The organism is Methyloversatilis sp. (assembly GCF_965284615.1).
Classification (GTDB): Bacteria; Pseudomonadota; Gammaproteobacteria; order Burkholderiales; family Rhodocyclaceae; genus Methyloversatilis.
On sequence record NZ_OZ260098.1, the window covers coordinates 2,039,095 to 2,061,371 of the forward strand.

The window sequence follows — 22,277 nt, forward strand, 5'->3', positions numbered from 1 at the left end:
CGCTCACGCAGACAAGACTGCCGCCCGCGGGTTCAGACCACCTGCGGCCAGTGCAGGTCGCCGCACAGCACGCGCAACTGGTCGTCCCAGCCGCGGTAGGCGATGGACACGGTCACGCACAGCAAGCCGGACGAGATGGACAGATAGGGGCGCGTCACCTGCACCTTGCCGACGTGCTCGATGGCGCGACGGAAGTAGGGGCGGCGCGACCAGCGCGCGTGGCGATTGATCGACAGCGAGCGGTACTGGCTGTCGGCGGTGCCGAAGGGCTGCGAGGTCCGCACATTGCGGCCGACCTGACGGCCGTCGGCGTCGAGCAGGAAGCAGCAGTCGGCGCGCTCCAGCTGCAGGAAGCCACGGCAGGCTTCCTCCATCGGGATGCCTTCTTCCAGCAGCACGGCGCAGCCGCCCATGGCGTGGATGTAGGGCGCGATCAGCTCGCGGTAGCGCGCGGCACCGCTGCCGCGCGTCGTATTGAAGCGTTCCCACAGGTCGTTCAGCACCGGGCTCACTTCGCGCGTGTCGACCGGGCGGGCCGCCGGCATCGCGAAGTAGAAGCCCTGGACGAAATCGATGTCGGCGTCGAGTGCGGCCAGTGCCTGCGCTTCGGTTTCGACGCCTTCGAGCAGCACCAGCGAGCCGGCTTCGTGGATCAGGCTGACGATCTGCGGCAGCAGTCGGCGCGCCGACGGGTCTTCGACCGACTTGACGGCGAAGGAGCGGTCGAGCTTGACGATTTCCGGCTGCATGGTCCAGATGCGGTCGAAGTTCGAATGGCCGGCGCCGAAGTCGTCGAGCGCGATCATGCAGCCGAGGCCGCGCAGGTACTCGACGGTGCGGGCGAAACCGGCGTGTTCGGACACCGCCTGTTCCATCACCTCAATGACGATGCGGCGCGGATCGATGTCCGGGTGTTCCGACAGTTCGGGCAGGAAGTCGCTGAGGTCGCTGTCCGGACCGCTGCGGAACACTTCCGGGTGGATGTTCAGGAAGAGCCAGCCGTCGTGCGTGTCCTGCGCGGCGTGGTTGTTCACGTGCAGGTAGCGGCACAGCTGGTCGAGGTAGCGCAGGTCTTCATAGCGCGTGGCGCCGGCAATGACGCGGGCGGGCGCCACCGGGTTCGCCTCCGCGTCGGCGGCGCGCAGCAGACCTTCGTGACCGATAGCGCGACAGTGCGAAACGCTGAAGATCGGCTGGAAGTGGCTGGTCAGCGTCAGGCCCTTGTAGCGGGCCAGCACGCCATTTGCGCTGTGGACGATGTCGGCGCCGGGTGCTTGCTCGGCTTCCGCGACGACGGATAACGATGCGTGGGCCATGAGGGCGCTCGAAAATGGATGATTGAACTCCTTATCGGCAGTGCACCATCGAGTCTTGAACCAAAGATGCGCGTGCGGGATTTCTTCCCTTGTGACAGCCGGTTGCGGCCCGCCGGCTATACTTCGCAGCCGCCGTGCGCAGCGCCTTTTCAACCTCGCTCCTGACCACCCCGCGTGCCTGAAATCCCGTCGTTCGTCATCGTATTCGGTCTGCTCCAGCTGCTGCTGCTCGCTGCGGTCGCCTGGCTCGTATTGCGCGTGCGTGCGCTCGGCGGCGGGCTGGACGCTGCCACGCAGGAGGGCCAGCGGCAGACGCTGGCCGCGCTGCACGAGGGGCTGCAGCGGCAGACCGAGCGCACCGTGGGCATGCAGGCCGATGCCAACGAGCGGCTGCGCCGCGCCATTTCGCTCGAACTGGGCGTGGCGCGCGACGCGGTCGGTGCGCTGCAGCGCGCACAGCAGGTCGGGCTGGCCGAACTGTCTGCGGCGCTGAACAGCCGGCAGGAAGCGCTGCGCACCGAACTGGTGGCGCAGACCGCGGCCACGCTGGCCGAACAGACCCGGGTGCAGCAGGAGGCGTTGCAGAACGGCCTGCAGAACGCTTCGGTGCAGCTCACCGCATCGATCGAATCGCTCACCCGTACCGTGAACGAGCGGCTGGAGCTGCTCAGCGGCCGGGTGCACGAACGGCTGGAAGAGGGCTTCCGCAAGACCAATGAGACCTTTGCCAGCGTGATGGCGCGGCTGGCCACCATCGACGAGGCGCAGAAGAAGATCGAAGGGCTGTTGACCAGCGTGGTCAGCCTGAAGGAACTGCTCGGCGACAAGAAGGCGCGCGGCGCCTTCGGCGAGGTGCAGCTGGAGGCGCTGGTGCGCAACGCGCTGCCGCCGGACGCCTTCGAATTCCAGGCCACGCTGTCGAACGGCGCCCGGGTCAACTGCCTGCTGCGGCTGCCGGAGCCGACCGGCCGGGTGGCGGTCGATTCCAAGTTTCCGCTGGAAAACTACCACCGCATGTTCGCCGCCGACGCGGCCGAAGCCGACCGCCGACAGGCGCAGGCGGCCTTCCGTGCCGACGTGCGCAAGCACGTCGATGACATCGCCGCCAAGTACATCATCGCCGACGAAACCTCGGATGGCGCGGTCATGTTCCTGCCGGCCGAGGCGGTGTTCGCCGAACTGCACGCCCATCACGCCGAGGTGATCGCCTACGCACAGGCGAAGCGGGTGTGGATCGTGTCGCCGACCACGCTGATGGCGGTGCTGAACACCGCGCGCGCCGTGCTCAAGGACGTCGAGACGCGCAAGCAGATTCACCTGATCCGTGACGCGCTGGGCCGGCTGGCCAAGGACTTCACGCTGTTCGACAAACGCATGGAAAAGCTCGCCACCCACATCCGCCAGGCGCACGACGACGTGCAGGAAGTCGCCATTTCCAGCCGCAAGATCAGCGGCCAGTTCGTGCGCATCGAGCGCGCCGAGGCCGACGCGCTGAAGTCGCTGGACGTGCCGGAGGAGGGCGCATGAACGCCGCGCTGCAGCAGATCCTGCTCGCCGCGCCGCTGTTCGTGCTGGTGTTCGTCGGCTACGGCATCGTCCATTGGGGCGGCTGGCCGAAGGCGGCGGCCGACGCGCTGGCCAAGTTCGTGTTCACCATCGCGTTGCCGGCCATGCTGTTCCGGCTGATGAGTGGCTTTGCCAGCCTGCCGCCGGTGGACGTGCGGCTGCTGGCCGCCTTCTTCGGCGGCTGCCTGGTCGTGTTCCTGCTCGGTCGTCTGGTGTCGGCGAAGCTGTTCCGGCTCGACGGTGTGTCGCAGTCGGTGTTCGCGCTGGGCGGCGTGTTCTCGAACAACGTGCTGCTCGGCCTGCCGCTCACCCGCATCCTGCTCGGCGACGAGGCGATGCCGGCGGCGGCGCTGGTGGTGGTGTTCAACGCGCTGACGCTGTGGACGCTGGTCACCGTGTCGGTGGAGTGGGCGAAGACCGGTGCGCTGACGCTGGCCGGCTTCGGCAAGACCGCGCGGGGTGTGCTGACCAATCCGCTGGTCGCGTCGATCCTGGCAGGCACCCTGTTCAGTCTGACCGGTTTCCAGTTGCCGTCGCTGATCGACCAGCCGCTGAAGTTGCTCGGTGATGCCGCGCTGCCGATGTCACTGATCGCGCTCGGCATGGGGCTGGCGGAATTCGGCGTGCGCGATGGCTGGCAGCAGAGCGTCAGCATCTGCGTGCTGAAGCTGGTCGCCCACCCGCTGGTGGTGTGGGCGCTGGCTGTGCTGCTCGGTCTGCCGCCGGTGGAAACGCAGGCCGTGGTTCTGCTCGCCTCGCTGTCGGTCGGCGCCAACGTTTACCTGATGTCGCGCCAGTTTCATGTCATGCAGGGGCCGGTGGCCAGCAGTCTGCTGATGTCCACCGCGCTTGCCGCGCTGACCACGCCGCTAATGCTGGCGCTGGTTGCGGCGACCGTCTGACCGTTCTTCGGCTTGCGAGGTGGAGCGCGCAGGCCTGGTCTTTTGACTCAGAAAGCGCCCGTTCAAAGCGCGCGAACCGCAGTCGCCGCATCGCGACCGGAGGTCGCTCCCACAAGGATGGCGCCCTGTTTGCCTGCGGGGCCGGGTTTGGTGGGAGCGAGCCTGCTCGCGATTACAGCCTGAATCGAAGCCGGCGGTCTGCATCAGCTGCGTCGCGGCCAGGGCCGCTCCCATAGGAGATGCGCCAGACCCGCGGCCCGAGCCGGGGCGGGGTTCTGTGGGAGGGGGCTTCTGACCCCGACGGCGAGCTGCCCGCGGACAGCAGCGCTTGCCTCAGTCCTCCGCACTCGGCTTCAGCGCCGCCTTCACCGTCACCTCGTTCAGCGACGGTTCGCACAGTTCGATGAAGCGGTAGGCGTAGCTGCGCAGGTAGTGCTTGCGGCGCAGCGCGATCAGCGTGGTGTTTGCCTCGAACAGGTGTTCGCTGTCGAGCAGGCGCAGGCCGCTGTCGCGGACCGGGTCGAAGGCGACCGAGGCGATGATGCCGGCGCCCAGGCCCAGTTCGACATAGGTCTTGATCACGTCGGCGTCGAGTGCGGACATGACGATGTCCGGCAGCAGACCGGCGCGGGCGAAGGTGGCATCGATGCGTGCGCGGCCGGTGAAGCCCTCGTGATAGGTCACCACTGGATGTTCGGCCAGCGCTTCCAGCGTCAGCGGTTTCACCGCTTCGAGCGGGTGGCCGGCGGGCACGATGGCGGCGTGGTGCCACGAATAGAAGGGGAAGGTGACCAGCTCCGGCGCGCCCGACAGGGTTTCAGTCGCGATGCCGATGTCCGCTTCGCCGTCGTTCAGCAGATCGACGATTTCGGTCGGGCTGGCCTGCAGCAGCACCAGATGCACCTTGGGGAAGAGGCGCTTGAATTCGGTCACCACGCGCGGCAGCGCGTAGCGCGCCTGCGTGTGCGTGGTGGCGATGCGCAACTGGCCCTCGTCGCGTCGGGCGAACTGCTCGGCCAGCCGCTTGATGTTGCCGGCGTCGAGCAGCATGCGCTCGACGATCTCGACCAGTTCGCTGCCCGGCTCGGTCAGGCCGAGCAGGCGCTTGCCCTTGCGGACGAAGAGCTCGACGCCCAGTTCGTCCTCCAGATCCTTGATGTGCTTGCTCACGCCGGACTGCGACGTGAACAGCGCGTTGGCGACTTCGGTCAGGTTGAACTGACGCCTGACGGTTTCGCGGATGATGCGCAGCTGCTGGAAATTCATCGTTCTTCTCTCTGTTTCATGGCTCGATGCGGCGCCGGTTTCAGCGCGCGAACACGCGCAGCCGCGACGGCTGCAGGCGTACCGTCTGGCCTTCCTGCAGCGCCAGCGCGGCGACGCGATCGCGTGTCAGTTCCACTTCGAAGTGCTGGCCGGTGGCGCCATTCAGTCCGTCCAGTTCGACCCGGGCGGTGACGCCGAAGGACAGCACGCGACTGATCCGCGCCGGCACGCCGTCGGTGGCAGCGGCGTCGGTCAGGATGTCCAGCTCGTGCGGTCGGGCGAAGGCGATCACCTTGTCGCCGTGCGCGAAGCCGTCGGCGAGGTGCGGCAGGCGGTCGTCGCCGACGCGCAGCGCGTCGCCGTTGACGTGAGCGTGGAAGGGATTCACCGCGCCGAGGAAGCCATAGACGAAGGGCGTGGCCGGATGGCGGTATACCTCTTCCGGCGTGCCGATCTGCTCGACCTTGCCGTGGTCCATCAGCACCACGCGGTCGGCAACTTCGAGCGCCTCTTCCTGGTCGTGGGTGACGAAGATGGAGGTGATGTGCAGCTCGTCGTGCAGCCGGCGCAGCCAGCGGCGCAGTTCCTTGCGCACCTTGGCGTCGAGTGCGCCGAAGGGTTCGTCCAGCAGCAGCACGCGCGGCTCGACCGCCAGTGCGCGGGCCAGCGCGATGCGCTGGCGCTGACCGCCGGACAGCTGGGCCGGGAAGCGGTCGGCCAGCCAGTCCAGCTGCACCAGCTTGAGCAGGTCGTGCACCTTGGTGCGGATCACCTTTTCCGACGGCCGCTGGCTGCGCGGCTTCATGCGCAGGCCGAAAGCCACGTTGTCGAACACGCTCATGTGGCGGAACAGTGCGTAGTGCTGGAACACGAAACCGACGTGGCGTTCGCGCACGTGGGTGTCGGAGGCGTCCTCGCCGTCAAGCAGCACGCGGCCGCTGTCCGCCGATTCGAGTCCGGCGATGATGCGCAGCAGCGTGGTCTTGCCGCAGCCGGACGGGCCCAGCAGCGCGACCAGCTCGCCGGTCGGGAAGTCGAGTGACACGTCGCCCAGCGCGACGAAGTCGCCGAAGGCCTTGTGGATGTTCTGGACCTGGATGCTCATTCTTCTTCCTTCAATAGGGGCTCGTGATGCGGGTTCGATGCGCGCGCGTGGTGGCCGGAGCGTTCCGGACAAGGCGGATCGACGCAGCCTGACTGGCCGTCAGGCAAGGAGATTCAACGCAGGCCGGGACGCTCCGGCTGCCATGCCCGAAGGGTTGCTCGCGCGCACTTGACCCGTTGCGTCTGGCTCGAAAGTCGGCGGAGCGCGAGTAACGCGTGTATCGAACCCGCATCACGAGTCCCTCCTTGCTTGCCTTTCAACCCAGGTCTTGACGCCCAGGGTGACCAGCGCCAGCAGGGCGAGCAGCGACGCGACGGCGAAGGCGGCTGCGAACTGGTATTCGTTGTAGAGAATTTCGACATGCAGCGGCATGGTGTTGGTGAGGCCCCTGATATGGCCGGACACCACCGACACGGCGCCGAATTCGCCCATCGCCCGCGCATTGGTCAGGATGACGCCGTACAGCAGGCCCCACTTGATATTGGGCAGGGTGACGTGCCAGAAGGTCTGCCAGCCGTTGGCGCCGAGCACCACCGCGGCTTCCTCCTCCTCCTTGCCCTGCGCCTGCATCAGCGGAATCAGCTCGCGCGCGATGAAGGGAAAGGTGACGAAGACGGTGGCCAGCACGATGCCGGGCACGGCGAAGATGACCTTCATGTCATGTTCCTGCAGCCAGGGCCCGAACCAGCCCTGCGCGCCGAACACCAGCACGTAGATCAGGCCGGCGACCACCGGTGACACCGAGAAGGGCAGGTCGATCAGCGTGATCAGGAAGTGCTTGCCGCGGAAGTTGAACTTGGTGATCGCCCACGCGGCCGACACGCCGAAGGTGAGGTTGAGCGGCACCGCGATCACCGCGGCGATCAGCGTGAGCTTGATCGCCGACAGTGCGTCCGGCTCGACCAGCGCGGCGAGATAGGTGTCCCAGCCCTTGCGCAGCGCCTCGACGAACACCGCGATCAGCGGCATCAGCAGGAAGAGGACGAAGAATGTGAGCGAGACGGCGATGATCGTCCATTTGACCCAGGCCGGCTCGCGCGTGGCGGCACGGCCTTCGAAGCGCGCCGCGACGTCGGCGGCGGCGTGCAGTGTGGTGGCGGCGGCCATCAGCGGTTCCTCCCGGTGGCTTTTTCGGTCCATGCCTGCAGGCCGTTGATCGCCAGCAGCAGCACGAAGGAGAACAGCAGCATCACGACCGCGATCGCGGTGGCGCCGGCGTAGTCGTACTGCTCCAGCTTGGTGATGATCATCAGCGGAGTGATTTCCGACACCATGGGAATGTTGCCGGCGATGAAGATGACCGAGCCGTATTCGCCGACCGCCCGCGCGAAGGCCAGCGCGAAGCCGGTCAGCAGAGCCGGCAGCAGTATCGGCAGCGTCACGTAGCGGAAGGTTTGCCAGCGACGTGCGCCCAGGCTGGCGGCCGCTTCTTCCAGCTCGGTGTCGAGGTCTTCCAGGATGGGCTGCACGGTGCGCACGACGAAGGGCAGACCGATGAACACCAGTGCCACCAGCACGCCCAGCGGGGTGAACGCGACCTTGATGCCGAGCGGCTCCAGCGCCGATCCGAGCCAGCCGTTCGGCGCGTACAGCGCGGTCAGCGCGATGCCGGCCACGGCGGTCGGCAGCGCGAAGGGCAGGTCGATCAGCGCATCGACCAGCTTCTTGCCGGGGAAGGAATAGCGCACCAGCGCCCAGGCCAGCGCCAGTCCGAACACCGCATTGATCGCGGCGGCCAGCAGCGAGGCGCCGAAGGACAGCCGGTACGAGGCGAGCACGCGCGGCGTCGTCACCACGTCCCAGAACTGTGCCAGACCGAGACTGGCTGTCTTGATGAACACCGCCGACAGCGGGATCAGCACGATGATGGACAGGTAGAGCAGCGTGTAACCCAGCGTCAGGTTGAAACCGGGCAGCACCTGGAAGGAACGCCGGCTCATTCGAAGCGCTCCTGCGGTGACTGACGTGAAGGTGGTGACATGGATCGCCCCGGAAGAATGTTGTCGAGGCGAGAGCTTAGGGAGTGGAGTTAATTACTGGAAATAATAAGAAGTGATTTGCTTAGCGTGGATCTGAATTAACCCATGCCTCGCAGCACACCCGTGGTGCGGCGCAGCGCACGGAGGAGGTGCATCGACGCTGCATGCAACTTTTTTTCATACAAAGTCTAAAGACGGCGGCAAGCAGGCCGAGAAGGTGTTCATTCCCCTTCAAGAAGGAAGCTGCCCATGTTCGGTCTGTCCCGCTCCCGCAAAGCCTTCGAAACCTTGTCCGGCCTGCTTGCCGGATGTCGCGACAGCAGCCGGGCGCTGGCGACGCCGCCAGCCGGACTGTCCGAGCCATTGACGGTGGCGCTGCGCGCGATCGCCGAGCGCGAAGCGCGTCTGCAGACCGAGCTGGATGCCTTGCGCGCCTTGCCCGAGCAGCTCGCGCAGACGCGCGATGGACTTGCCGCGCAGGAGGCGGAGACAGCGCAGGTCCGCGCTGAAGCCGAGCGCGCCGCCCGTGATGCCGACGCGATGCGTGACGAAGCCGCACAGGCGCGCGCGCAGGCCGATGCGCTGAAAGCCGACATGGCGCAGCGCGATCTGGCGCAGTCGGCGCTGACCGAAGGCACCTGGACTTACGACATCGTCGATGGCGACCCGGACCACGCGGACAACCGCGTGCGCTGGTCCGACCAGCTGCGTGGCCTGCTCGGCGCCAGCCGCAGCGAATTTCCCGACACCTGGGACAGCTGGCTCGCCGTGCTGCACCCGGACGACAAGAACCGCGTGATCGACGCCTTCAACGCCCACCTGACCGACAGCAGCGGCCGTACGCCCTATGTGTGCGAGTACCGCCTGCGCCATCGCACGCGTGGCTACATCTGGTTCCGCGAGCGCGCCGCCACGGTACGCGACGCCAACGGCCGCGCGCTGCAGTCCGCCGGTGCGCTGCGCGACATTTCGGACGAGAAACAGGCGCAGGAACTGCAGCGCGACCAGCGCGCCAAGATGGAGGACAGCATGCAGCAGATCCTGTCCATCTCCGGCGTCATCAACGAGATATCGAAGCGCACCAATCTGCTGGCGCTGAACGCCAGCATCGAGGCGGCGCGTGCCGGCGAGGTGGGGCGCGGCTTCGCCGTGGTGGCGGAAGAGGTGGCCAAGCTGGCCCTGCAGACCTCGAACGCGACCAGCGAAATCGTCAAGATGGCGGAAACCCAGCGTGCGCTGAGCGGCGCCGAGAGCTGAGGCGGTGGGCGTCAGGCCTGCACGGTGCCCGCGATCAGGCTGGAGCTCTGCTGCAGCCGGCGGAACAGTTCGAGCCCTTCCGGCCAGGCGCCGTGGCCGGATTCAGTGTTCACGTGACCGGCATCGCCGAGATCAACCAGCTGCGCGCCCCAGCGCTCGGCCCAGCTGGCGGCCGCCAGGAACTTCATCCACGGGTCGTTGCGACTGGCGGCAACAACAGCCGGGAAGGGGAAGGGCGTGGCCGGGATGCGTTCGCTGATGCCGAACTTGTCCGGACTGGCCGGCGCGACGAAGAGCGCGCCGGCGATGCGTTCCGCCACCGTCTGTGCGGCAACCGCGGACGCGAGGCAGCCGAAGCTGTGAGCGACCAGCCAGACGCGGCCCGGCGCCAGCCGCACCGCGTCGGCGACACGCGCCGACCACAGATCGATATCCGGCTGCGACCAGTCCGCCTGCTCGACGCGCGTGGCGCCGAGCAGCGGCTCGATCCAGCTCTGCCAGTGTTCGGGGCCGCTGCCGTTCAGGCCGGGCACCACCAGTACGCTGTCCATTCGGTGATCCAGTAACTCTCTATATATATGCTCAGGGCGTGACCGCCACGCCGGCGGTGCGGCGCGCCAGCGCGGTGTCGGTGCGCAGGATGTTGACCACGTCGCCCATGATGCGGGCCGCTTCGTCGAGCAGTACGTCGCGCGCTGCCTTGCGCGACTGTTCGGCCGCCAGTTCGGCGCCGAGCGCGCGCTCGCCGGCCTGCAGGCCGTCGTCGCGTATCGGTTCGGCGTCGGCGCCCTCGCGCGACTGCGTGCGGGCCTTCAGGCGTGCTTCCTGCGCTTCGCGCTCCTTCTTCCGCTCGGCTGCATTGAGCGAAATCTCGGTGCGCTTGCGCAGCGCCTCGTTCTCGGCGAGATCTTCCAGCAGTTCGCGATAGCCCTTGTCCTGGGACACGCGCGCCTGATGGCGGGCGGACAGCAGCGGCAGCAGTTCCTGCGGCTTGCCGGCAGGGCGGAAATCGGCCGGTGCGATCTGCGTCCACGGCAGCGGGTTGTCGTAGCTCGACTCGCCGATGCGCTCGTGGTCCATCGTCTGTGCCAGCGGGATGTCGGGCGTGACGCCGCGCAACTGCGTGGTGCCGCCATTGACGCGGAAGAACTGGGCGACCGTCATTTTCAGTTCGCCATAGGTCGGCTTTTCGCTCTTGGCCATTTCGTCCATGTCGAGCAGGGTCTGTACCGTGCCCTTGCCGAAGCTGGTTTCGCCGATCACGACGCCGCGGCCGTAATCCTGGATCGCGGCAGCGAAGATTTCCGAGGCGGAGGCCGAGGCGCGGTTGATCAGCACGCCCACCGGGCCGTCCCAGGCGACGCCAGAGTCGTTGTCCTTCTCGACCCGGATCTGCCCCTTCGGATTGCGCTGCTGTACCACCGGGCCGCTGTCGATGAACAGGCCGGTCAGCCGGATCGCCTCGTCGAGCGAACCGCCGCCGTTGTTGCGCAGGTCGATCAGCACCGCGCCCACCTTGTCCGCCTTCAGTTCGGCCAGCAGCTTCGCCACGTCGCGGCTGGCGCTGCGGTAGTCCGCATCGGCGCGCGATTTGGCTTCGACGTCCTGGTAGAAGGTCGGCAGCGTGATGACGCCCACCTTCTGGCCGCCGGCGTCGATCACCGATTTTGCAGCCGCCTGTTTTTCCAGCTTGATGGTGTCGCGCACCAGCTTGATCCGCTTCGGCTTCACGTCCGGGCCGGCGTCAGCCGGCAGGATGTCGAGCACGACCGTGGTGTCCTTGGTGCCGCGGATCAACGTGACCACGTCATCGACGCGCCAGCCGAGCACGTCGGCCATCGGCGTCGCTTCGTCCTTGGCGACGCCGACGATGCGGTCGCCGATCTTGATCTGCTCCGAACGCGCAGCCGGACCGCCGGCAACCAGTTCGCGGATGGTCACGTACTCGTCGCGTTCCTGCAGCACGGCGCCGATGCCGACCAGCGACAGCTTCATATTGATGGCGAAATCCTCGGCCGCGCGTGGTCCGAGGTAGCTGGTATGCGGCTCGATCGACTCGGCATAGGCGTTCATGAAGAGCTGGAACACGTCATCGCTCTTCGCCCGGTTCGAATTGGTCAGCGCCAGGTCATAGCGCTTGCCCAGCGTTTCGCGGATGGCCGCGTCGTCCTTGCCGGCCAGCTTCAGCCGCAGCCAGTCGTTCTTGACCCGCTTGCGCCAGAGGTCGCGCAGTTCGTCTTCCGACTTCGCCCACGGCACGTCGGCGCGCACGTAGCGATAGCTTTCGTTCTGTTCGAAGTCGAAGCCCTTGTCGAGCAGCGCGCGCGCTTCGGTCAGGCGGTCGCGCAGGCGCTGCGAGTAGCGGGCGTAGATGGCGAACGGCGCCGCCAGGTTCTGCTGGCGGATGGCGTCGTCGAGCAGCAGGCGTACCGAGTTGAAGGTGTCGATGTCCGACTGCATGAAGTACACGCGGTCGGGGTCCAGGGTCTTCAGGTAGCGATCGAGGATGCGCGACGACATGGCGTCGTCCAGCGGCACGTTCTGGTAGTGGAAGCGCGACAGCAGTTCGGCGCTGGCCTGGGCCGCCAGCGCGTGCGCTTCGACCGGGCGCAGCAGCGGCGCGGGGGCTGTAGATGTTGCAGCGTGCAACGTCGAACTGGTCGAGACGACGATGCCGATCAGCAGGCAGAGGGATTTCAGTTTCATCGGACGAGCTCCGGCACGTGCGGTAACGAGGAAGGAAGTATGTGCCATCGACCTCGAACAGCGGCCATTTGTTCGGCGACCGGTGTGAAAGTGTCCGGGTCAGGGCGTATTTTCATTCTCGTCTGGCGCGCGCGGGGCGCTGGCGCCTCAGCGCGGCGCGTGTGCGCCGACACGGGCCGGGCGGCCCGTCGCTGCGTGTCGCGGCCGCTGTGGCCGCGGATTGAAGCGGGCTTTCATCGTGAGGCCTCCGTCTGCGTGCATGGACGGCGCCACTCTAGACGCGCACCGGCGCGACGCGAACCAGGAAAATCTGCTGAGCTTATTTCTCTGCCGGTGAAATGCTTATCGGTGTGGCTGCGCATTCGTAGCGCAGCGACGCCCCCGTTCAGCCCCAGCCGCCGAGGGTGCGCGCGTGTTCGGCGTCCAGACGCGCCTTCAGCGCGTCGCACAAGGCACGGATCTCGGTTGATACACCGCGCCAGCCCTGCTTGCCGACCGAGGTGGCGAACACGTCGGACACAACGGACGCGTGGTACGGCCCACCGAGAAAGCGGAACACGGAGCGGAAGCTGCGCTCCGGGTGCAGTACCGCGTCCTCGTACTGCAGCGCGATCACCCGCGGGTCGCGGTCCAGGCCGAGATCGAAGAACACGCGGTTGCGCATGTACCAGTAAAGGCAGCCGCATTCCTCGTCGCTCAGCGATTCGCTGTACAGTCCTCGGATCAGCGCCACCGTGTCGTCGGCAATACGCAGGCCGCGCGGTCCGAGGTGGGACAGCTTGCCCTGCGACACCAGCCGCATCATGTTCTTCTGGTGGCTGCCCCAGCTGCGGATCGACGAATTCACCGCGTCCTCGTAGCGGCGGTACACCCAGATCGCGCGCGAATTGTCGAAACGGTCGAGCAGGGCGTCGGTGAACTGCGAATCGAGGATGCTGCCGAAGCTCACGTAAGGCGCCGGCGCGAAGTCGATCAGCCGTTCGATTACCGCGTGCGAGCGCAGCGAATAGCGCTCGAAGGCGATCGAGAAATCGGCTTCCGGGTAGTCCCAGCCGTGCGGCGAATTGCCGATCGCGCGGCACACCATCTGCGTGCCCGAGCGGTTCGAGCCACTGATGAAGACGGGCCGCTTCGTGCGTACCGGGTGCAGCGTGAGCGTGCGGGCAATGCGTTTGCCGGCCCGTTCCAGCTGGATGCTGCCGTGGCGCAGCAGGCGCTCGGGCGTGATGCGAGACAGGCGGCGCGCGAGGCCCGAAGCCAGCGTGCGGGCATCGTCGCCGACCGGGGCGGTGTAGGCGCTGGAAGCGTCGCGGAGTGAAGGCATGGTCAGGATCCGGTCAGTGCGCTGCCGGCCGGCGCACGCAGGTTGGCGGCCTCGCTGTCGGCAAGTGCGGTCAGTCGCGCGAAACCCTGTTCGAGCGCTTCGTCGAAGCGGCTTTCCAGCGCGGCGTGCACGCCGCGCAGCGAACCGACCACTTCGCCCGCCCACAGCAGATAACGCAGCCGCCGTTCGAGCGACCAGTGAGCCGGCGGGTTGTGGGTGACGTCTCGCACGTTGGCGATCTTGTCGGCCAGGCGCACGAGCCGTGCGCGCTCGCTGTAGTCGCGTGCGAGCAGGATCTGCAGCGCCTTGCGTTCGGGCTTGGGCAGCGTCATGTCGTCAGTCAGTTCGGCCACCACGGCGGAAACCTGTGCGCCGAACAGGCTTTCCAGCTCGGTGACATGGGTGTCGGTGTCCTCCAGCGTGTCGTGCAGAAGCGCGGCGGCCAGCGTGTCCGGGTCTGCGATGCCGCCTTCGCGGGCGAGGATGTCGGCCACCGAAATCGGATGATTGATGTAGGGCGACATGTCGGCACTCTTGCGCAGCTGGCCGCTGTGCTTGAGCGCGGCGAAGTTCAGCGCGGCGAACAGCCGGGGGAGCGGGGACGGAAGGTCCATGGATGCGTGCCCTCAGATCGATTTGAGCGCGACCAGCAGGCCCGAGCACAGCAGAAAGCCGTTGAAGGCTTTCGCGTAGCCCTGATTGCTGATCCGTTTGAAGATGAATTCGTTGGCGAACAGGTACACCGCGACACCGGCCGCGGCGTAGATCAGGCTGTTGCCCAGCTGCGCGCGGGATTCGGGGCGCGTGATGGTCAGCGTCGCCAGCTGGAAAGCGGCGAACAGCACGTATGCGGCCGCGATGGTTGCGCGCGCCACCTCCTTGCCATGATTCATCTGCTGCACGCGCATGCTGAGCAGGGAGCCGCCCAGATTGGTGAGGCCGTGCATCACGCCGATGCACACCAGCCAGGTGCGCTCGAAGCGTGCGGTGCGGTCGATCGCGACGCGCAGGGCAGGCCACTGGTTCTTCAGCGCGAACAGAAGAAGCAGCGCGGCGATCAGCAGGCCGAAGCTCTGGCCGGCGCGCAGCGCGACGATGAGGAAAAGCACGATGCACGGCACGGTCCATAGCAGGATGCCGCGGATGAAGTGCACATCGACGCTGCGCGCGTCGCGCGCGATCTGTGACAGGCTGATGCCGATCGAGATCGGCAACAGCGTCGCCAGCACCGTCGGGTAGTCATAACCCATCACGATAAGGATGGGCGTGCCGAACAGCAGCACGCCCACGCCGAACACCGACTGCACCAGCGCGACGGCAACGATGGGGATGAACAGCAGTGGTTCGATCGTAGTCATGCCGCCTTGTCCGCAGTAAAGGTTTCCGGATAGCCCATGTCGCGGGCGATGCTGTGCAGCGACGGCAGCACGCGTTCGATGCGTTCGCGGTGCGCGTGCTGCCGCCATTTTTCAAGACGGATCTCGAACAGCGGGTCGTAGGGCTTGTCGAGCAGTGCCTTTGCATGGCGCTCGATGCGCGCGTCGAAGGGCAGTTCGAGGCGGTCGAAGATTTCGAAGATGCCCTCGGTCGGCTCACGCACGATGTCCTCGTAGAACACCTCTATCCACTGCTCGGCCGGGATCTGCCTCTTTGCGTCGAGAATGGCGCGATGGATGGCTTCGTACTGGAAGGCGCATACCTCCTCGACCGGCGCCTTCAGGTAATTGCGCCAGCCGCGAGGCAGGTAGTGGCACCAGCGCGTGTAGCGGCCGTCGTCGACCGCGACCTTGGCAGGCAGATCGCGCGCCCAGCTGCCGAAGCGCTCCGGCATGCCCCAGCCCTCGATCATCGAGTTCAGCGTGTCGCCGGGATTGCGCTTGATGTAGACGAAAGTGGCGTCCGGGAACAGCGCGTGCAGATAGGGCACGGCCAGACCATGCTGGTTGTTCTTGTTGACGAAGCGGGTGCGCCCGGTATGCGCATAGAAGTAGCGGGTGATCAGATCGCGGTCGGCGTCCGTCGCATCCGCCGCCTCCAGCACGTGGCTTTCCCAGTTCTTGTCGGACGGGTGGTGAAGCGCATCCCATACGGCATAGATTTCACGGTTCAGCGAGCCGATGGCCGGCGATTCGGTCAGCGTCTTATAAAGCATCTGCGTGCCGGAGCGGCTGCCGCTGACGACGAACACCGGCCGCTCGGCGCGCAGTCGGGTGCGGTCCCACCAGGCGCCGCGCAGGTCGGTCAGCGTCTTCTTCGCGTGATGGCGGACCGTCTTGTCCACCTTGAGCCAGAACTGTCCCATCGCGTCAGTTGCCCGCCTGCTCATGCGTGAAACAGCGGCTGGCCCGCTTTCAGTTCGGCGCTGATCATGTCCTGCACGATGCCGCGTACATACCAGTCCGGCAGCGGTTCGCCGCGCAGCAGCGAATCGCGCACGCGGGTTCCGCTGATCGAGTGGGCGTCGTCGGTCACGCCGCTTTCGTAGGCGCCGGTGGCCGGGTTGTAGCCGATGGCGTCGAAGAACACCGGCGTGACACCGGTGTCGCCCAGTTCGTCGAACAGCGCGCGATAGCTGCTGTCGTCGTAGAAGTCGCCGACACCAGCGTGGTTGCGACCGACGATGAAGTGGCTGCAGCCGATGTTCTTGCGGCACAGAGCATTGAATACCGCCTCGCGCGGGCCGGCATAGCGCGGGTAGGTGGCGAGTGCGCCGAGCAGCACCTTGCCATTGGGGTAGATGCCGAAGTCGATCAGCATCTGGTAGCTGCGGATCAGCGGGCGCGGCAGGAAGTCGCCCGGCTTCTTCGGCCCGACCACCGGGTTGATGAAGAGGCCGTCGGCATTGGTGCGCTCCAGCGCCTCCAGTTGCAGGTGTTCGTGCACGCGGTGGCTGATGTTGCGGCCGTGGAAGGCCACCACCTTGCTCCAGCCCTTGTGCGCGAAGATGAAGCGGCTTTGCCGCGGCGTCAGTTCGAATTCGCGCCAGGGCGACGGACGCTCCTCGATCAGCGTGATGTCGCCGCCGACGAACCAGTCGCCGTTGCGCAGCACGCGCGCCACACCCGGGTGGTCGGACGAGGTGGTGCCGAAGGCGAGCTGCGACAGTTCGGCGAGGTCGTAGCGGTAGATCTGCGTCACGTCGAGCACCGCGTGGGCGTCGCCGCGGTCGTCGGTGAGCACCACGCGCTGGCCCGGCGACAGCCGACGTGCCTGCGCTTCGTCGACCTGCAGGATGAGCGGCACCGTCCACGCCGTGCCGTCGGGCAGGCGGTTGCGATGCAGCACGCTGTGCAGCGTATCGCGGTCCATGAAGCCAGTCAGCGGTGAGAAGGTGCCGACGCCGATCTGCTGGCAGTCGAGCAGTTCGGTGTCGCGCACCGCCAGCCTCGGCAGCGCGGCAAGATCATCGATGGCCGCTGCCGCACTGACGCGATTGACCAGAACGCCGCCATGCGGCTCGATCAGCAGCGAGGTCGGATCGGTGGGCGTGTAGACCAGCGTGTCCTTGTGCGCCGCCGGCAGGCGCTCGTTCAGCACGCGGAACTCGCGGATGAGCTTGACGATCATCGCCACGCAGCCGACAGGGTCCTTGCCGATCGCGGTCTCCGCCGCAAGTACCAGTCCGTCGGCGCCGTCGAGCAAGGTGTTGACCACGTCGTTCACCTCGGCCCGTGTAGGCTTGGGGGCGGTGATCATCGATTCGAGCAGATTGGTGGCGACGTACACCCTGCGTTTGCGCGCCTGACCGCGCGCGATGATGAGCTTCTGCAGCCGTGGAATGCGCTCGATCGGCTCCTGCCGTGACAGGTCGCCGCGGTCGATCAGCAGCGCGTTCGACTTCTCGGCGATCTCGTCCAGATTGATCAAGCCGTTGCGGCATTCGATCTTGGATATGAGGAAGGTGTCGTCGCCGACCAGCGCCCGCACCTGCTCCACGTCCGAACCGCGATTGGCGAAGGACAGCGCGACGTGGCGGATGCCGACCGAGCGGCCGTACTCCAGTGCCGCGATGTCCTTGGCCGTCAGTGTGTCGAGCGGGATGTCACGCTCGACGGTGACCGCCTTGTTCTGGCCGATCACGCCGCCGTGCAGCACGCGCATCGTCACCTTGGCGTCGTCACGCGAGATCACCTGCACCAGCACTGAATTGAAGTCGATGCTGATGAAGTCGCCGACTTCCAGCTTGTCGATCACGTCCTCCGGGTAGAGATTGAAGTTGAACGCGTCGCCGGGTACGCGGAGCTTGTGCGCATGCACGACGCTGTTCTCGCGTACGGCGATCTCGCCGTTCAGCATGTCGCCGGTGCGGATCTGCGCGCCCTCGGTGTCGAGGCAGATCGGCACCGCGGTGCGGCTGCGGATGTAGTCGATCACGCGCGGCAGGTCCTGCAGCTTGGTGTGCGACAGGTTGATGCGGAACAGATTGACGCCCAGTTCCTCCAGCCGTGCGAGCACGCGGTCGTTCAGCGATGCCGGGCCGAGGGTGCAGAGGATTTCCTTGTCGGTGGTGCTCATGTCGATGTCCTGTCTCGTGCAGTGGCCGAAGATGCGGCCCTGACTGTTGAATAGCAGGAGCCGTGCCACACCATCGCAATGACGTTTTCGTGACGGATTTGCGTATTTGCGCTGATGGGCGTGATGAAGTACCGCATGGGCTGTGCAATTGCGCCCAGTGGTGCGGGCGGCGCTGCGGCGATTGCCACAGTCGGGGCGCCGCCGGCTGCGGTTGACTGTGCGCAATGCCAATGCGGCAGTCATTCCATGCTGCGCAGGACTGGACGTGCAGATGCCCACACCGGAAGGGCCGGTGCGGGCGCTGCTGCGGGACGAGGTGGGCGTCAGGCGACGCTGCGGACTGCCGTACGGGGACGCGCGACGTCGAGCAGGCCGTGCCGCTTGAGCTGGGTGCGCAGCACGTAGCGCGACACCGACAGTGCTTCCGCCGTATGGACCTGGTTGTGCCGGCAGGCTTCGAATGCAGTGCTTACCAGCAGCTTCTCGAGGGTATCGTGCAGCGCGGGGACGTGCAGCTCGACCAGACGCCGCAGGTCACCCGCGATGCGTTCGAGCAACTGCTCGGGTGTGTCGGCCGGAGATGTCGGAGATGGTTGCGCTGCGGGGGCGAGCGAAGCGTTGGCGAGGCGCAGGTCGTCGATGTTGACACGGCCGTCGCGGCTGACGATGAGCGCGTAGTGGACGACGTTTTCCAGCTCACGGATGTTGCCCGGCCAGTCATGCGCGACCAGCGCCTTGCGGGCGCGCTGTGTGAAACTGACGTCGGCAATGTCGAGCCGGCGCGCGTATTGCGCGGCGAAATAGTCGATCAGCGGCGGGATGTCTCCGCGCCGTTCGCGCAGCGGCGGCAGCTTGATCGGCGCCACATTGAGGCGGTAGTAGAGATCGGCGCGAAAGCGGCCGGCGTTCACCGCCCGCCACAGGTCCACGTTGGTGGCAGCGATCAGCCTTACGTCCACCGATATCGCGCTGCGCGAACCCAGGCGCACCACCTGCCGCTCCTGCAGCACGCGCAGCAGCTTCACCTGCAGCGCTGCCGGCATGTCACCGATCTCGTCGAGGAACAGAGTGCCGCCGTTGGCCGCCTCGAACCATCCGGCGCGCGCGTGCGAGGCGCCGGTGTAGGCACCTGCTTCGTGGCCGAACAGCTCGGCGTCGATCAGTGCTTCGCTCAGCGCGCCGCAGTTGACGGCGACGAAGGGGCCGGTGCGACCGCTGACCGCGTGAATGTGTCGTGCCACCAGTTCCTTGCCGGTGCCGGTCTCGCCGATGATCATCGCCGTCACTTCGCGTGCCCCGATCAGCTCGATGTCGGACAGCAGCGCGGTTGACGCCGGGTCCTCGAACACCAGCGCGGTGGCACGTATGGACAGCGCCATCTCCTCCGGTCGAGCGAAGGTGAGGCGCTTTCCGTTCTGCAGTGCGGCGTTCTGGCTCATCGGGCGGGGCGCGGTCCGGTTCAGCGGCGGGTGACGATCTGGTCGTAGATGCCGCCGTCGGCGAAGTGCGTCTTCTGCACCGCATCCCAGCCGCCCAGCTTCGCCTCGACCGTGAATGTGTTCACCGGCGGGAACTGCTTGGCGTACTTCTTCAGCGCCGCCTCGCTGCGCGGGCGGAAGTGGTGACGGGCAATGATGTCCTGGCCTTCGGCCGAGTACAGGTACTGCAGATAGGCCTCCGCCTGCCTGCGGGTGGCGCGCTTGTCGACCACCTTGTTCACCACGGCCACCGGGGCGGCCGCCTCGATTGACAGCGACGGATAGACGATGTCGAACTGGTCGCCGCCCAGTTCCTTGTCCAGCAGCACCGCCTCGTTCTCGAAGGTGACCAGAACGTCGCCGATGCCGCGCTGGGTGAAGGTGGTGGTGGCGCCGCGGCCACCGCCGTCGAGCACCGGCACGTTGGCGAACAGCTTGCTGACGAAGTCCTTGGCCGCCGCCTCGTCGTTCGCCTTGTTCAGCGCATAGCCCCAGGCGGCGAGATAGGTGTAGCGGCCGTTGCCCGAGGTTTTCGGGTTGGGCACGATGACCTGCAGACCGGCGCGGGTCAGGTCGGACCAGTCCTTGATCGCCTTCGGATTGCCCTTGCGCACCAGGAAAACGGTGGTGGTCGTGTAGGGCGTGGCGTCGTTCGGCAGGCGCTTTCGCCAGTCGGCCGACACCAGGCTGTTCTTCACCAGGATGTCGATGTCCGGCGACTGGTTCATCGTCACCACGTCGGCTTCCAGCCCGCCGATCACGGCGCCGGCCTGCTTGCTCGATCCGCCGTGCGACTGGTTCAGCGTCAGCGTCTCGCCCGACTGGGTCTTCCAGTGCGCGGCGAAAGCCGGGTTGATGTCCTTGTACAGCTCGCGCGACACGTCGTAGCTCACGTTGAGCAGCGTGGTCTGCGCCCGCACCGGCAGCGCAACGGTGACCAGTGCAAGCAGGGCGGCGGAAATCAGGGTTGTGCGGCGGGTGTGCATGATGGCTCCGGTGGAATCGAGAACACGCAGCCTAGGCAGTCGGGCAGGGCGCGTGAACCAACAAGAAACGATGTGCTTATCAGGGATTCGGGAATGCTGCGGCCGGCGCGGGATGACCGAGCGCATAGCCCTGGCCGAGGCGCACCCCGGCCGCGCGTATCCGGGCGAGCGTGGCGTCGCTGCCGATGCGGCGGACGATGAGCTCGATGCCGTGACGGGCGCAGGTCTTCGCGTGCTGCGGCAGATCGCGCAGCGTGTCGTCGCGCCCGGCGTCGAGCTTGACGAAATCCGGCCGGACGTGGCGCAGCAGTTCGTCCAGTTGCCCTGCGTTCAGCAGATTCACGCCGATGCGATAGCCGTTGTAGCGGTAGTTCAGCATCACGTAGGCCAGCATCGCGAAGTCGCTGGTCATGGCGTCAGGCGATTCGATGACCACCTTGCGGCGCTCGATCTTCAGCGCCGACAGCACACGTCCGAAGGCGCTGCCGTGGTCTTCGCCGACGGCCAGCATCAGGCGGCCGTGGACGTTCAGGAAGAGGCTTCCGGTGTCGCCTGGGCGACCGAAGTAGTTCAGCACATGAAGCGTCCGGCACAGGCGGTCGAGCTCTATCAGTGCGTCGTCCTCCGCCGCGTTGGCGAACAGGTTCCACGGCGACAGATCGCCGCCGGTGGCGTCGAAGGAGCGGACGAAGGCCTCATGACCGGCCAGCGCGCCATCGTCCAGCCGACGCAGCGGCTGGAACACGGAGGACAGGCTGCTGCGCATGAAGCGGCCGGCCACGCGACCATCGGGCGTCGCCCACAGTGGGTGATCGCCGTCGGCGATGCGCGGCAGCGCGCAAAGGTAGCGCTCGAGCGCCGACCGAGTGGTGTTGACGGTGTTCATGGTGTCTCCGTGAAGGGCAAGCGGCGCGAGTGTCATTCGACCAGCAGCCAGGTGCGGTAGAGCAGGGCGATGCCCAAGGCGAAGATCACTGCCGCCAGGAGTTTGTCGCCGAGCGGGAGCGGTTCGCGGGCCTCGGGGCGTTTTTCGGGCCGGCGCAGCCGGCGGCGTCCAAGGAAGTTCATGGCCACGAATCTATGCGGCCGACGTCAGCGGTCAAACCAATTAATCCTGCTGAGCTTATGCACATGCGTGACCTGACTGAGCTCGGACCGACCGCCACCACATGGCGTGGTCGATGCGCTAGCTGATTTTGCGCAAAGCATTTCGTGCATTCGTTCTGAAATTCAATTGGTTTGAGTGCGCCTGTACGACCGATAGATTGGCGTCACCGGGAGCGATGCCATTGCGTCCGCCCCGCTCCGGCCGATGCAGGAACCGCCCGCGAGGCGGCGTATCGCCGGTGTCGCCACGCCGAGGAGGAAGTCATGACTGCTGCAACTGCGGACGCCCTTGCGTCCTCACCCAGTGCGGCGGTGCTTCAAGCACCACCGCTTTCGATTGCCCGCGAGCGAGCCGAGCACGACGCGCTGCTGTACGCCGGCGGCATCACGCCGGACCAGGCCTGGGCACTGGTGTCGGCGGGCGACGCCGTACTGGTGGACGTACGGACCGCAGAGGAGCGCAAGTTTGTTGGTCACGTGCCCGGCAGCATCCATGTCGCCTGGGCGACGGGCACATCGATGACGCGCAATCCGCGCTTCGTCAAGGAACTGGAAGCCAAGGTTGGCAAGGACGCGGTCATCCTGCTGTTGTGTCGCAGCGGCAAGCGTTCGGCTGCTGCCGCGGAGGCTGCAGCGAAAGCCGGCTTCCGTCACGTGTTCAACGTGCTCGAAGGCTTCGAAGGCGAGTTGAACGCCGAGAGCCAGCGTCGCAACAGTGGCGGCTGGGTGGTCAGCGGCCTGCCCTGGCAACAGGACTGACGCATGGCAGG

The 22,277-nt window shown here is 66.5% G+C and carries 20 protein-coding genes; 4 read left to right on the forward strand and 16 right to left on the reverse strand.

Annotated elements, in window-relative coordinates:
- Window positions 1–32: 32 nt before the first annotated feature.
- Window positions 33–1,316, reverse strand: a complete 1,284-nt coding sequence (locus tag ACQ66H_RS09770) for a sensor domain-containing phosphodiesterase (RefSeq protein WP_304001305.1) — start codon at window positions 1,314–1,316, stop codon at window positions 33–35.
- 174 nt (window positions 1,317–1,490) lie between these two features.
- Here ACQ66H_RS09770 and rmuC point away from each other — a divergent pair, with 174 nt between their 5' ends.
- Together rmuC and ACQ66H_RS09780 are read left to right on the forward strand one after the other, a co-directional pair.
- Window positions 1,491–2,843 (forward strand): DNA recombination protein RmuC, encoded by a 1,353-nt coding sequence (rmuC, locus tag ACQ66H_RS09775; protein ID WP_430433858.1) that lies wholly within the window; start codon window positions 1,491–1,493, stop codon window positions 2,841–2,843.
- Window positions 2,840–3,784, forward strand: a complete 945-nt coding sequence (locus ACQ66H_RS09780) for an AEC family transporter (RefSeq protein WP_430433859.1) — start codon at window positions 2,840–2,842, stop codon at window positions 3,782–3,784. The genes rmuC and ACQ66H_RS09780 overlap by 4 nt, the downstream gene beginning before the upstream one ends.
- 333 nt (window positions 3,785–4,117) lie before the next feature.
- Here the strand turns inward: ACQ66H_RS09780 and ACQ66H_RS09785 are convergent, their stop codons facing one another.
- From ACQ66H_RS09785 to cysT, 4 genes are all read right to left on the reverse strand, one after another.
- Window positions 4,118–5,050: a CysB family HTH-type transcriptional regulator gene (locus tag ACQ66H_RS09785; protein WP_019918420.1), complete on the reverse strand. Its 933-nt coding sequence runs from the start codon at window positions 5,048–5,050 to the stop codon at window positions 4,118–4,120.
- A 40-nt stretch (window positions 5,051–5,090) separates the two neighbouring features.
- The gene (locus ACQ66H_RS09790) at window positions 5,091–6,155 is read right to left on the reverse strand and encodes a sulfate/molybdate ABC transporter ATP-binding protein (RefSeq protein WP_430433860.1); all 1,065 of its coding nucleotides are present in this window, start codon (window positions 6,153–6,155) and stop codon (window positions 5,091–5,093) included.
- Between the two features lie 231 nt (window positions 6,156–6,386).
- Complete coding sequence (gene cysW, locus ACQ66H_RS09795) at window positions 6,387–7,262, reverse strand: sulfate ABC transporter permease subunit CysW (protein WP_430433861.1); 876 nt, start codon at window positions 7,260–7,262, stop codon at window positions 6,387–6,389.
- Window positions 7,262–8,095 carry a sulfate ABC transporter permease subunit CysT gene (gene cysT / locus ACQ66H_RS09800; protein ID WP_430433862.1) on the reverse strand — a complete coding sequence of 278 codons (834 nt, stop codon included), beginning with the start codon at window positions 8,093–8,095 and terminating at the stop codon, window positions 7,262–7,264. The genes cysW and cysT overlap by 1 nt, the downstream gene beginning before the upstream one ends.
- 288 nt (window positions 8,096–8,383) lie before the next feature.
- Here cysT and ACQ66H_RS09805 point away from each other — a divergent pair, with 288 nt between their 5' ends.
- Window positions 8,384–9,391 (forward strand): methyl-accepting chemotaxis protein, encoded by a 1,008-nt coding sequence (locus tag ACQ66H_RS09805; RefSeq protein ID WP_430433863.1) that lies wholly within the window; start codon window positions 8,384–8,386, stop codon window positions 9,389–9,391.
- Window positions 9,392–9,402: 11 nt separating this feature from the next.
- Here the strand turns inward: ACQ66H_RS09805 and ACQ66H_RS09810 are convergent, their stop codons facing one another.
- From ACQ66H_RS09810 to ACQ66H_RS09860, 11 genes are all read right to left on the reverse strand, one after another.
- Window positions 9,403–9,942 (reverse strand): RBBP9/YdeN family alpha/beta hydrolase, encoded by a 540-nt coding sequence (locus ACQ66H_RS09810; protein WP_430433864.1) that lies wholly within the window; start codon window positions 9,940–9,942, stop codon window positions 9,403–9,405.
- Window positions 9,943–9,973: 31 nt separating this feature from the next.
- A complete protein-coding gene (locus tag ACQ66H_RS09815; RefSeq protein ID WP_430433865.1) occupies window positions 9,974–12,097 on the reverse strand; it encodes a carboxy terminal-processing peptidase in 2,124 nt (707 codons plus the stop codon).
- 385 nt (window positions 12,098–12,482) lie between these two features.
- Window positions 12,483–13,421, reverse strand: a complete 939-nt coding sequence (locus ACQ66H_RS09820) for a hypothetical protein (protein WP_430433866.1) — start codon at window positions 13,419–13,421, stop codon at window positions 12,483–12,485.
- Between the two features lie 2 nt (window positions 13,422–13,423).
- Window positions 13,424–14,035: an HD domain-containing protein gene (locus tag ACQ66H_RS09825; protein ID WP_430433867.1), complete on the reverse strand. Its 612-nt coding sequence runs from the start codon at window positions 14,033–14,035 to the stop codon at window positions 13,424–13,426.
- 12 nt (window positions 14,036–14,047) lie between these two features.
- Window positions 14,048–14,779: a TSUP family transporter gene (locus tag ACQ66H_RS09830; RefSeq protein ID WP_430433868.1), complete on the reverse strand. Its 732-nt coding sequence runs from the start codon at window positions 14,777–14,779 to the stop codon at window positions 14,048–14,050.
- Complete coding sequence (locus tag ACQ66H_RS09835) at window positions 14,776–15,747, reverse strand: sulfotransferase (protein WP_430433869.1); 972 nt, start codon at window positions 15,745–15,747, stop codon at window positions 14,776–14,778. Before ACQ66H_RS09835 ends, ACQ66H_RS09830 begins: the two co-directional genes overlap by 4 nt.
- Window positions 15,744–17,936, reverse strand: coding sequence for a pyruvate kinase (locus tag ACQ66H_RS09840; protein ID WP_430433870.1), 2,193 nt, complete (start codon window positions 17,934–17,936; stop codon window positions 15,744–15,746). The genes ACQ66H_RS09835 and ACQ66H_RS09840 overlap by 4 nt, the downstream gene beginning before the upstream one ends.
- A 323-nt stretch (window positions 17,937–18,259) precedes the next feature.
- Window positions 18,260–19,375 (reverse strand): sigma-54 interaction domain-containing protein, encoded by a 1,116-nt coding sequence (locus ACQ66H_RS09845; RefSeq protein WP_430433871.1) that lies wholly within the window; start codon window positions 19,373–19,375, stop codon window positions 18,260–18,262.
- A 20-nt stretch (window positions 19,376–19,395) separates the two neighbouring features.
- Complete coding sequence (locus ACQ66H_RS09850; RefSeq protein WP_430433872.1) at window positions 19,396–20,400, reverse strand: sulfate ABC transporter substrate-binding protein; 1,005 nt, start codon at window positions 20,398–20,400, stop codon at window positions 19,396–19,398.
- Window positions 20,401–20,479: 79 nt separating this feature from the next.
- Window positions 20,480–21,286, reverse strand: a complete 807-nt coding sequence (locus ACQ66H_RS09855; protein ID WP_430433873.1) for an EAL domain-containing protein — start codon at window positions 21,284–21,286, stop codon at window positions 20,480–20,482.
- A gap of 32 nt (window positions 21,287–21,318) precedes the next feature.
- Window positions 21,319–21,474: a hypothetical protein gene (locus tag ACQ66H_RS09860; RefSeq protein WP_430435674.1), complete on the reverse strand. Its 156-nt coding sequence runs from the start codon at window positions 21,472–21,474 to the stop codon at window positions 21,319–21,321.
- Window positions 21,475–21,771: 297 nt separating this feature from the next.
- Between ACQ66H_RS09860 and ACQ66H_RS09865 the strand changes: the two genes are divergently transcribed.
- The gene (locus ACQ66H_RS09865) at window positions 21,772–22,266 is read left to right on the forward strand and encodes a rhodanese-like domain-containing protein (protein WP_024300463.1); all 495 of its coding nucleotides are present in this window, start codon (window positions 21,772–21,774) and stop codon (window positions 22,264–22,266) included.
- Window positions 22,267–22,277: the final 11 nt, after the last annotated feature.

What these genes read in the sequence shown, in the direction of transcription:
- ACQ66H_RS09770 (WP_304001305.1), bottom strand. Translation starts at nt 1,316, where the DNA reads ATGGCCCACGCATCGTTATCCGTCGTCGCGGAAGCCGAGCAAGCACCC.
- ACQ66H_RS09780 (WP_430433859.1), top strand. Translation starts at nt 2,840, where the DNA reads ATGAACGCCGCGCTGCAGCAGATCCTGCTCGCCGCGCCGCTGTTCGTG.
- ACQ66H_RS09785 (WP_019918420.1), bottom strand. Translation starts at nt 5,050, where the DNA reads ATGAATTTCCAGCAGCTGCGCATCATCCGCGAAACCGTCAGGCGTCAG.
- ACQ66H_RS09790 (WP_430433860.1), bottom strand. Translation starts at nt 6,155, where the DNA reads ATGAGCATCCAGGTCCAGAACATCCACAAGGCCTTCGGCGACTTCGTC.
- cysW (WP_430433861.1), bottom strand. Translation starts at nt 7,262, where the DNA reads ATGGCCGCCGCCACCACACTGCACGCCGCCGCCGACGTCGCGGCGCGC.
- cysT (WP_430433862.1), bottom strand. Translation starts at nt 8,095, where the DNA reads ATGAGCCGGCGTTCCTTCCAGGTGCTGCCCGGTTTCAACCTGACGCTG.
- ACQ66H_RS09805 (WP_430433863.1), top strand. Translation starts at nt 8,384, where the DNA reads ATGTTCGGTCTGTCCCGCTCCCGCAAAGCCTTCGAAACCTTGTCCGGC.
- ACQ66H_RS09810 (WP_430433864.1), bottom strand. Translation starts at nt 9,942, where the DNA reads ATGGACAGCGTACTGGTGGTGCCCGGCCTGAACGGCAGCGGCCCCGAA.
- ACQ66H_RS09815 (WP_430433865.1), bottom strand. Translation starts at nt 12,097, where the DNA reads ATGAAACTGAAATCCCTCTGCCTGCTGATCGGCATCGTCGTCTCGACC.
- ACQ66H_RS09820 (WP_430433866.1), bottom strand. Translation starts at nt 13,421, where the DNA reads ATGCCTTCACTCCGCGACGCTTCCAGCGCCTACACCGCCCCGGTCGGC.
- ACQ66H_RS09825 (WP_430433867.1), bottom strand. Translation starts at nt 14,035, where the DNA reads ATGGACCTTCCGTCCCCGCTCCCCCGGCTGTTCGCCGCGCTGAACTTC.
- ACQ66H_RS09830 (WP_430433868.1), bottom strand. Translation starts at nt 14,779, where the DNA reads ATGACTACGATCGAACCACTGCTGTTCATCCCCATCGTTGCCGTCGCG.
- ACQ66H_RS09835 (WP_430433869.1), bottom strand. Translation starts at nt 15,747, where the DNA reads ATGAGCAGGCGGGCAACTGACGCGATGGGACAGTTCTGGCTCAAGGTG.
- ACQ66H_RS09840 (WP_430433870.1), bottom strand. Translation starts at nt 17,936, where the DNA reads ATGAGCACCACCGACAAGGAAATCCTCTGCACCCTCGGCCCGGCATCG.
- ACQ66H_RS09845 (WP_430433871.1), bottom strand. Translation starts at nt 19,375, where the DNA reads ATGAGCCAGAACGCCGCACTGCAGAACGGAAAGCGCCTCACCTTCGCT.
- ACQ66H_RS09850 (WP_430433872.1), bottom strand. Translation starts at nt 20,400, where the DNA reads ATGCACACCCGCCGCACAACCCTGATTTCCGCCGCCCTGCTTGCACTG.
- ACQ66H_RS09855 (WP_430433873.1), bottom strand. Translation starts at nt 21,286, where the DNA reads ATGAACACCGTCAACACCACTCGGTCGGCGCTCGAGCGCTACCTTTGC.
- ACQ66H_RS09865 (WP_024300463.1), top strand. Translation starts at nt 21,772, where the DNA reads ATGACTGCTGCAACTGCGGACGCCCTTGCGTCCTCACCCAGTGCGGCG.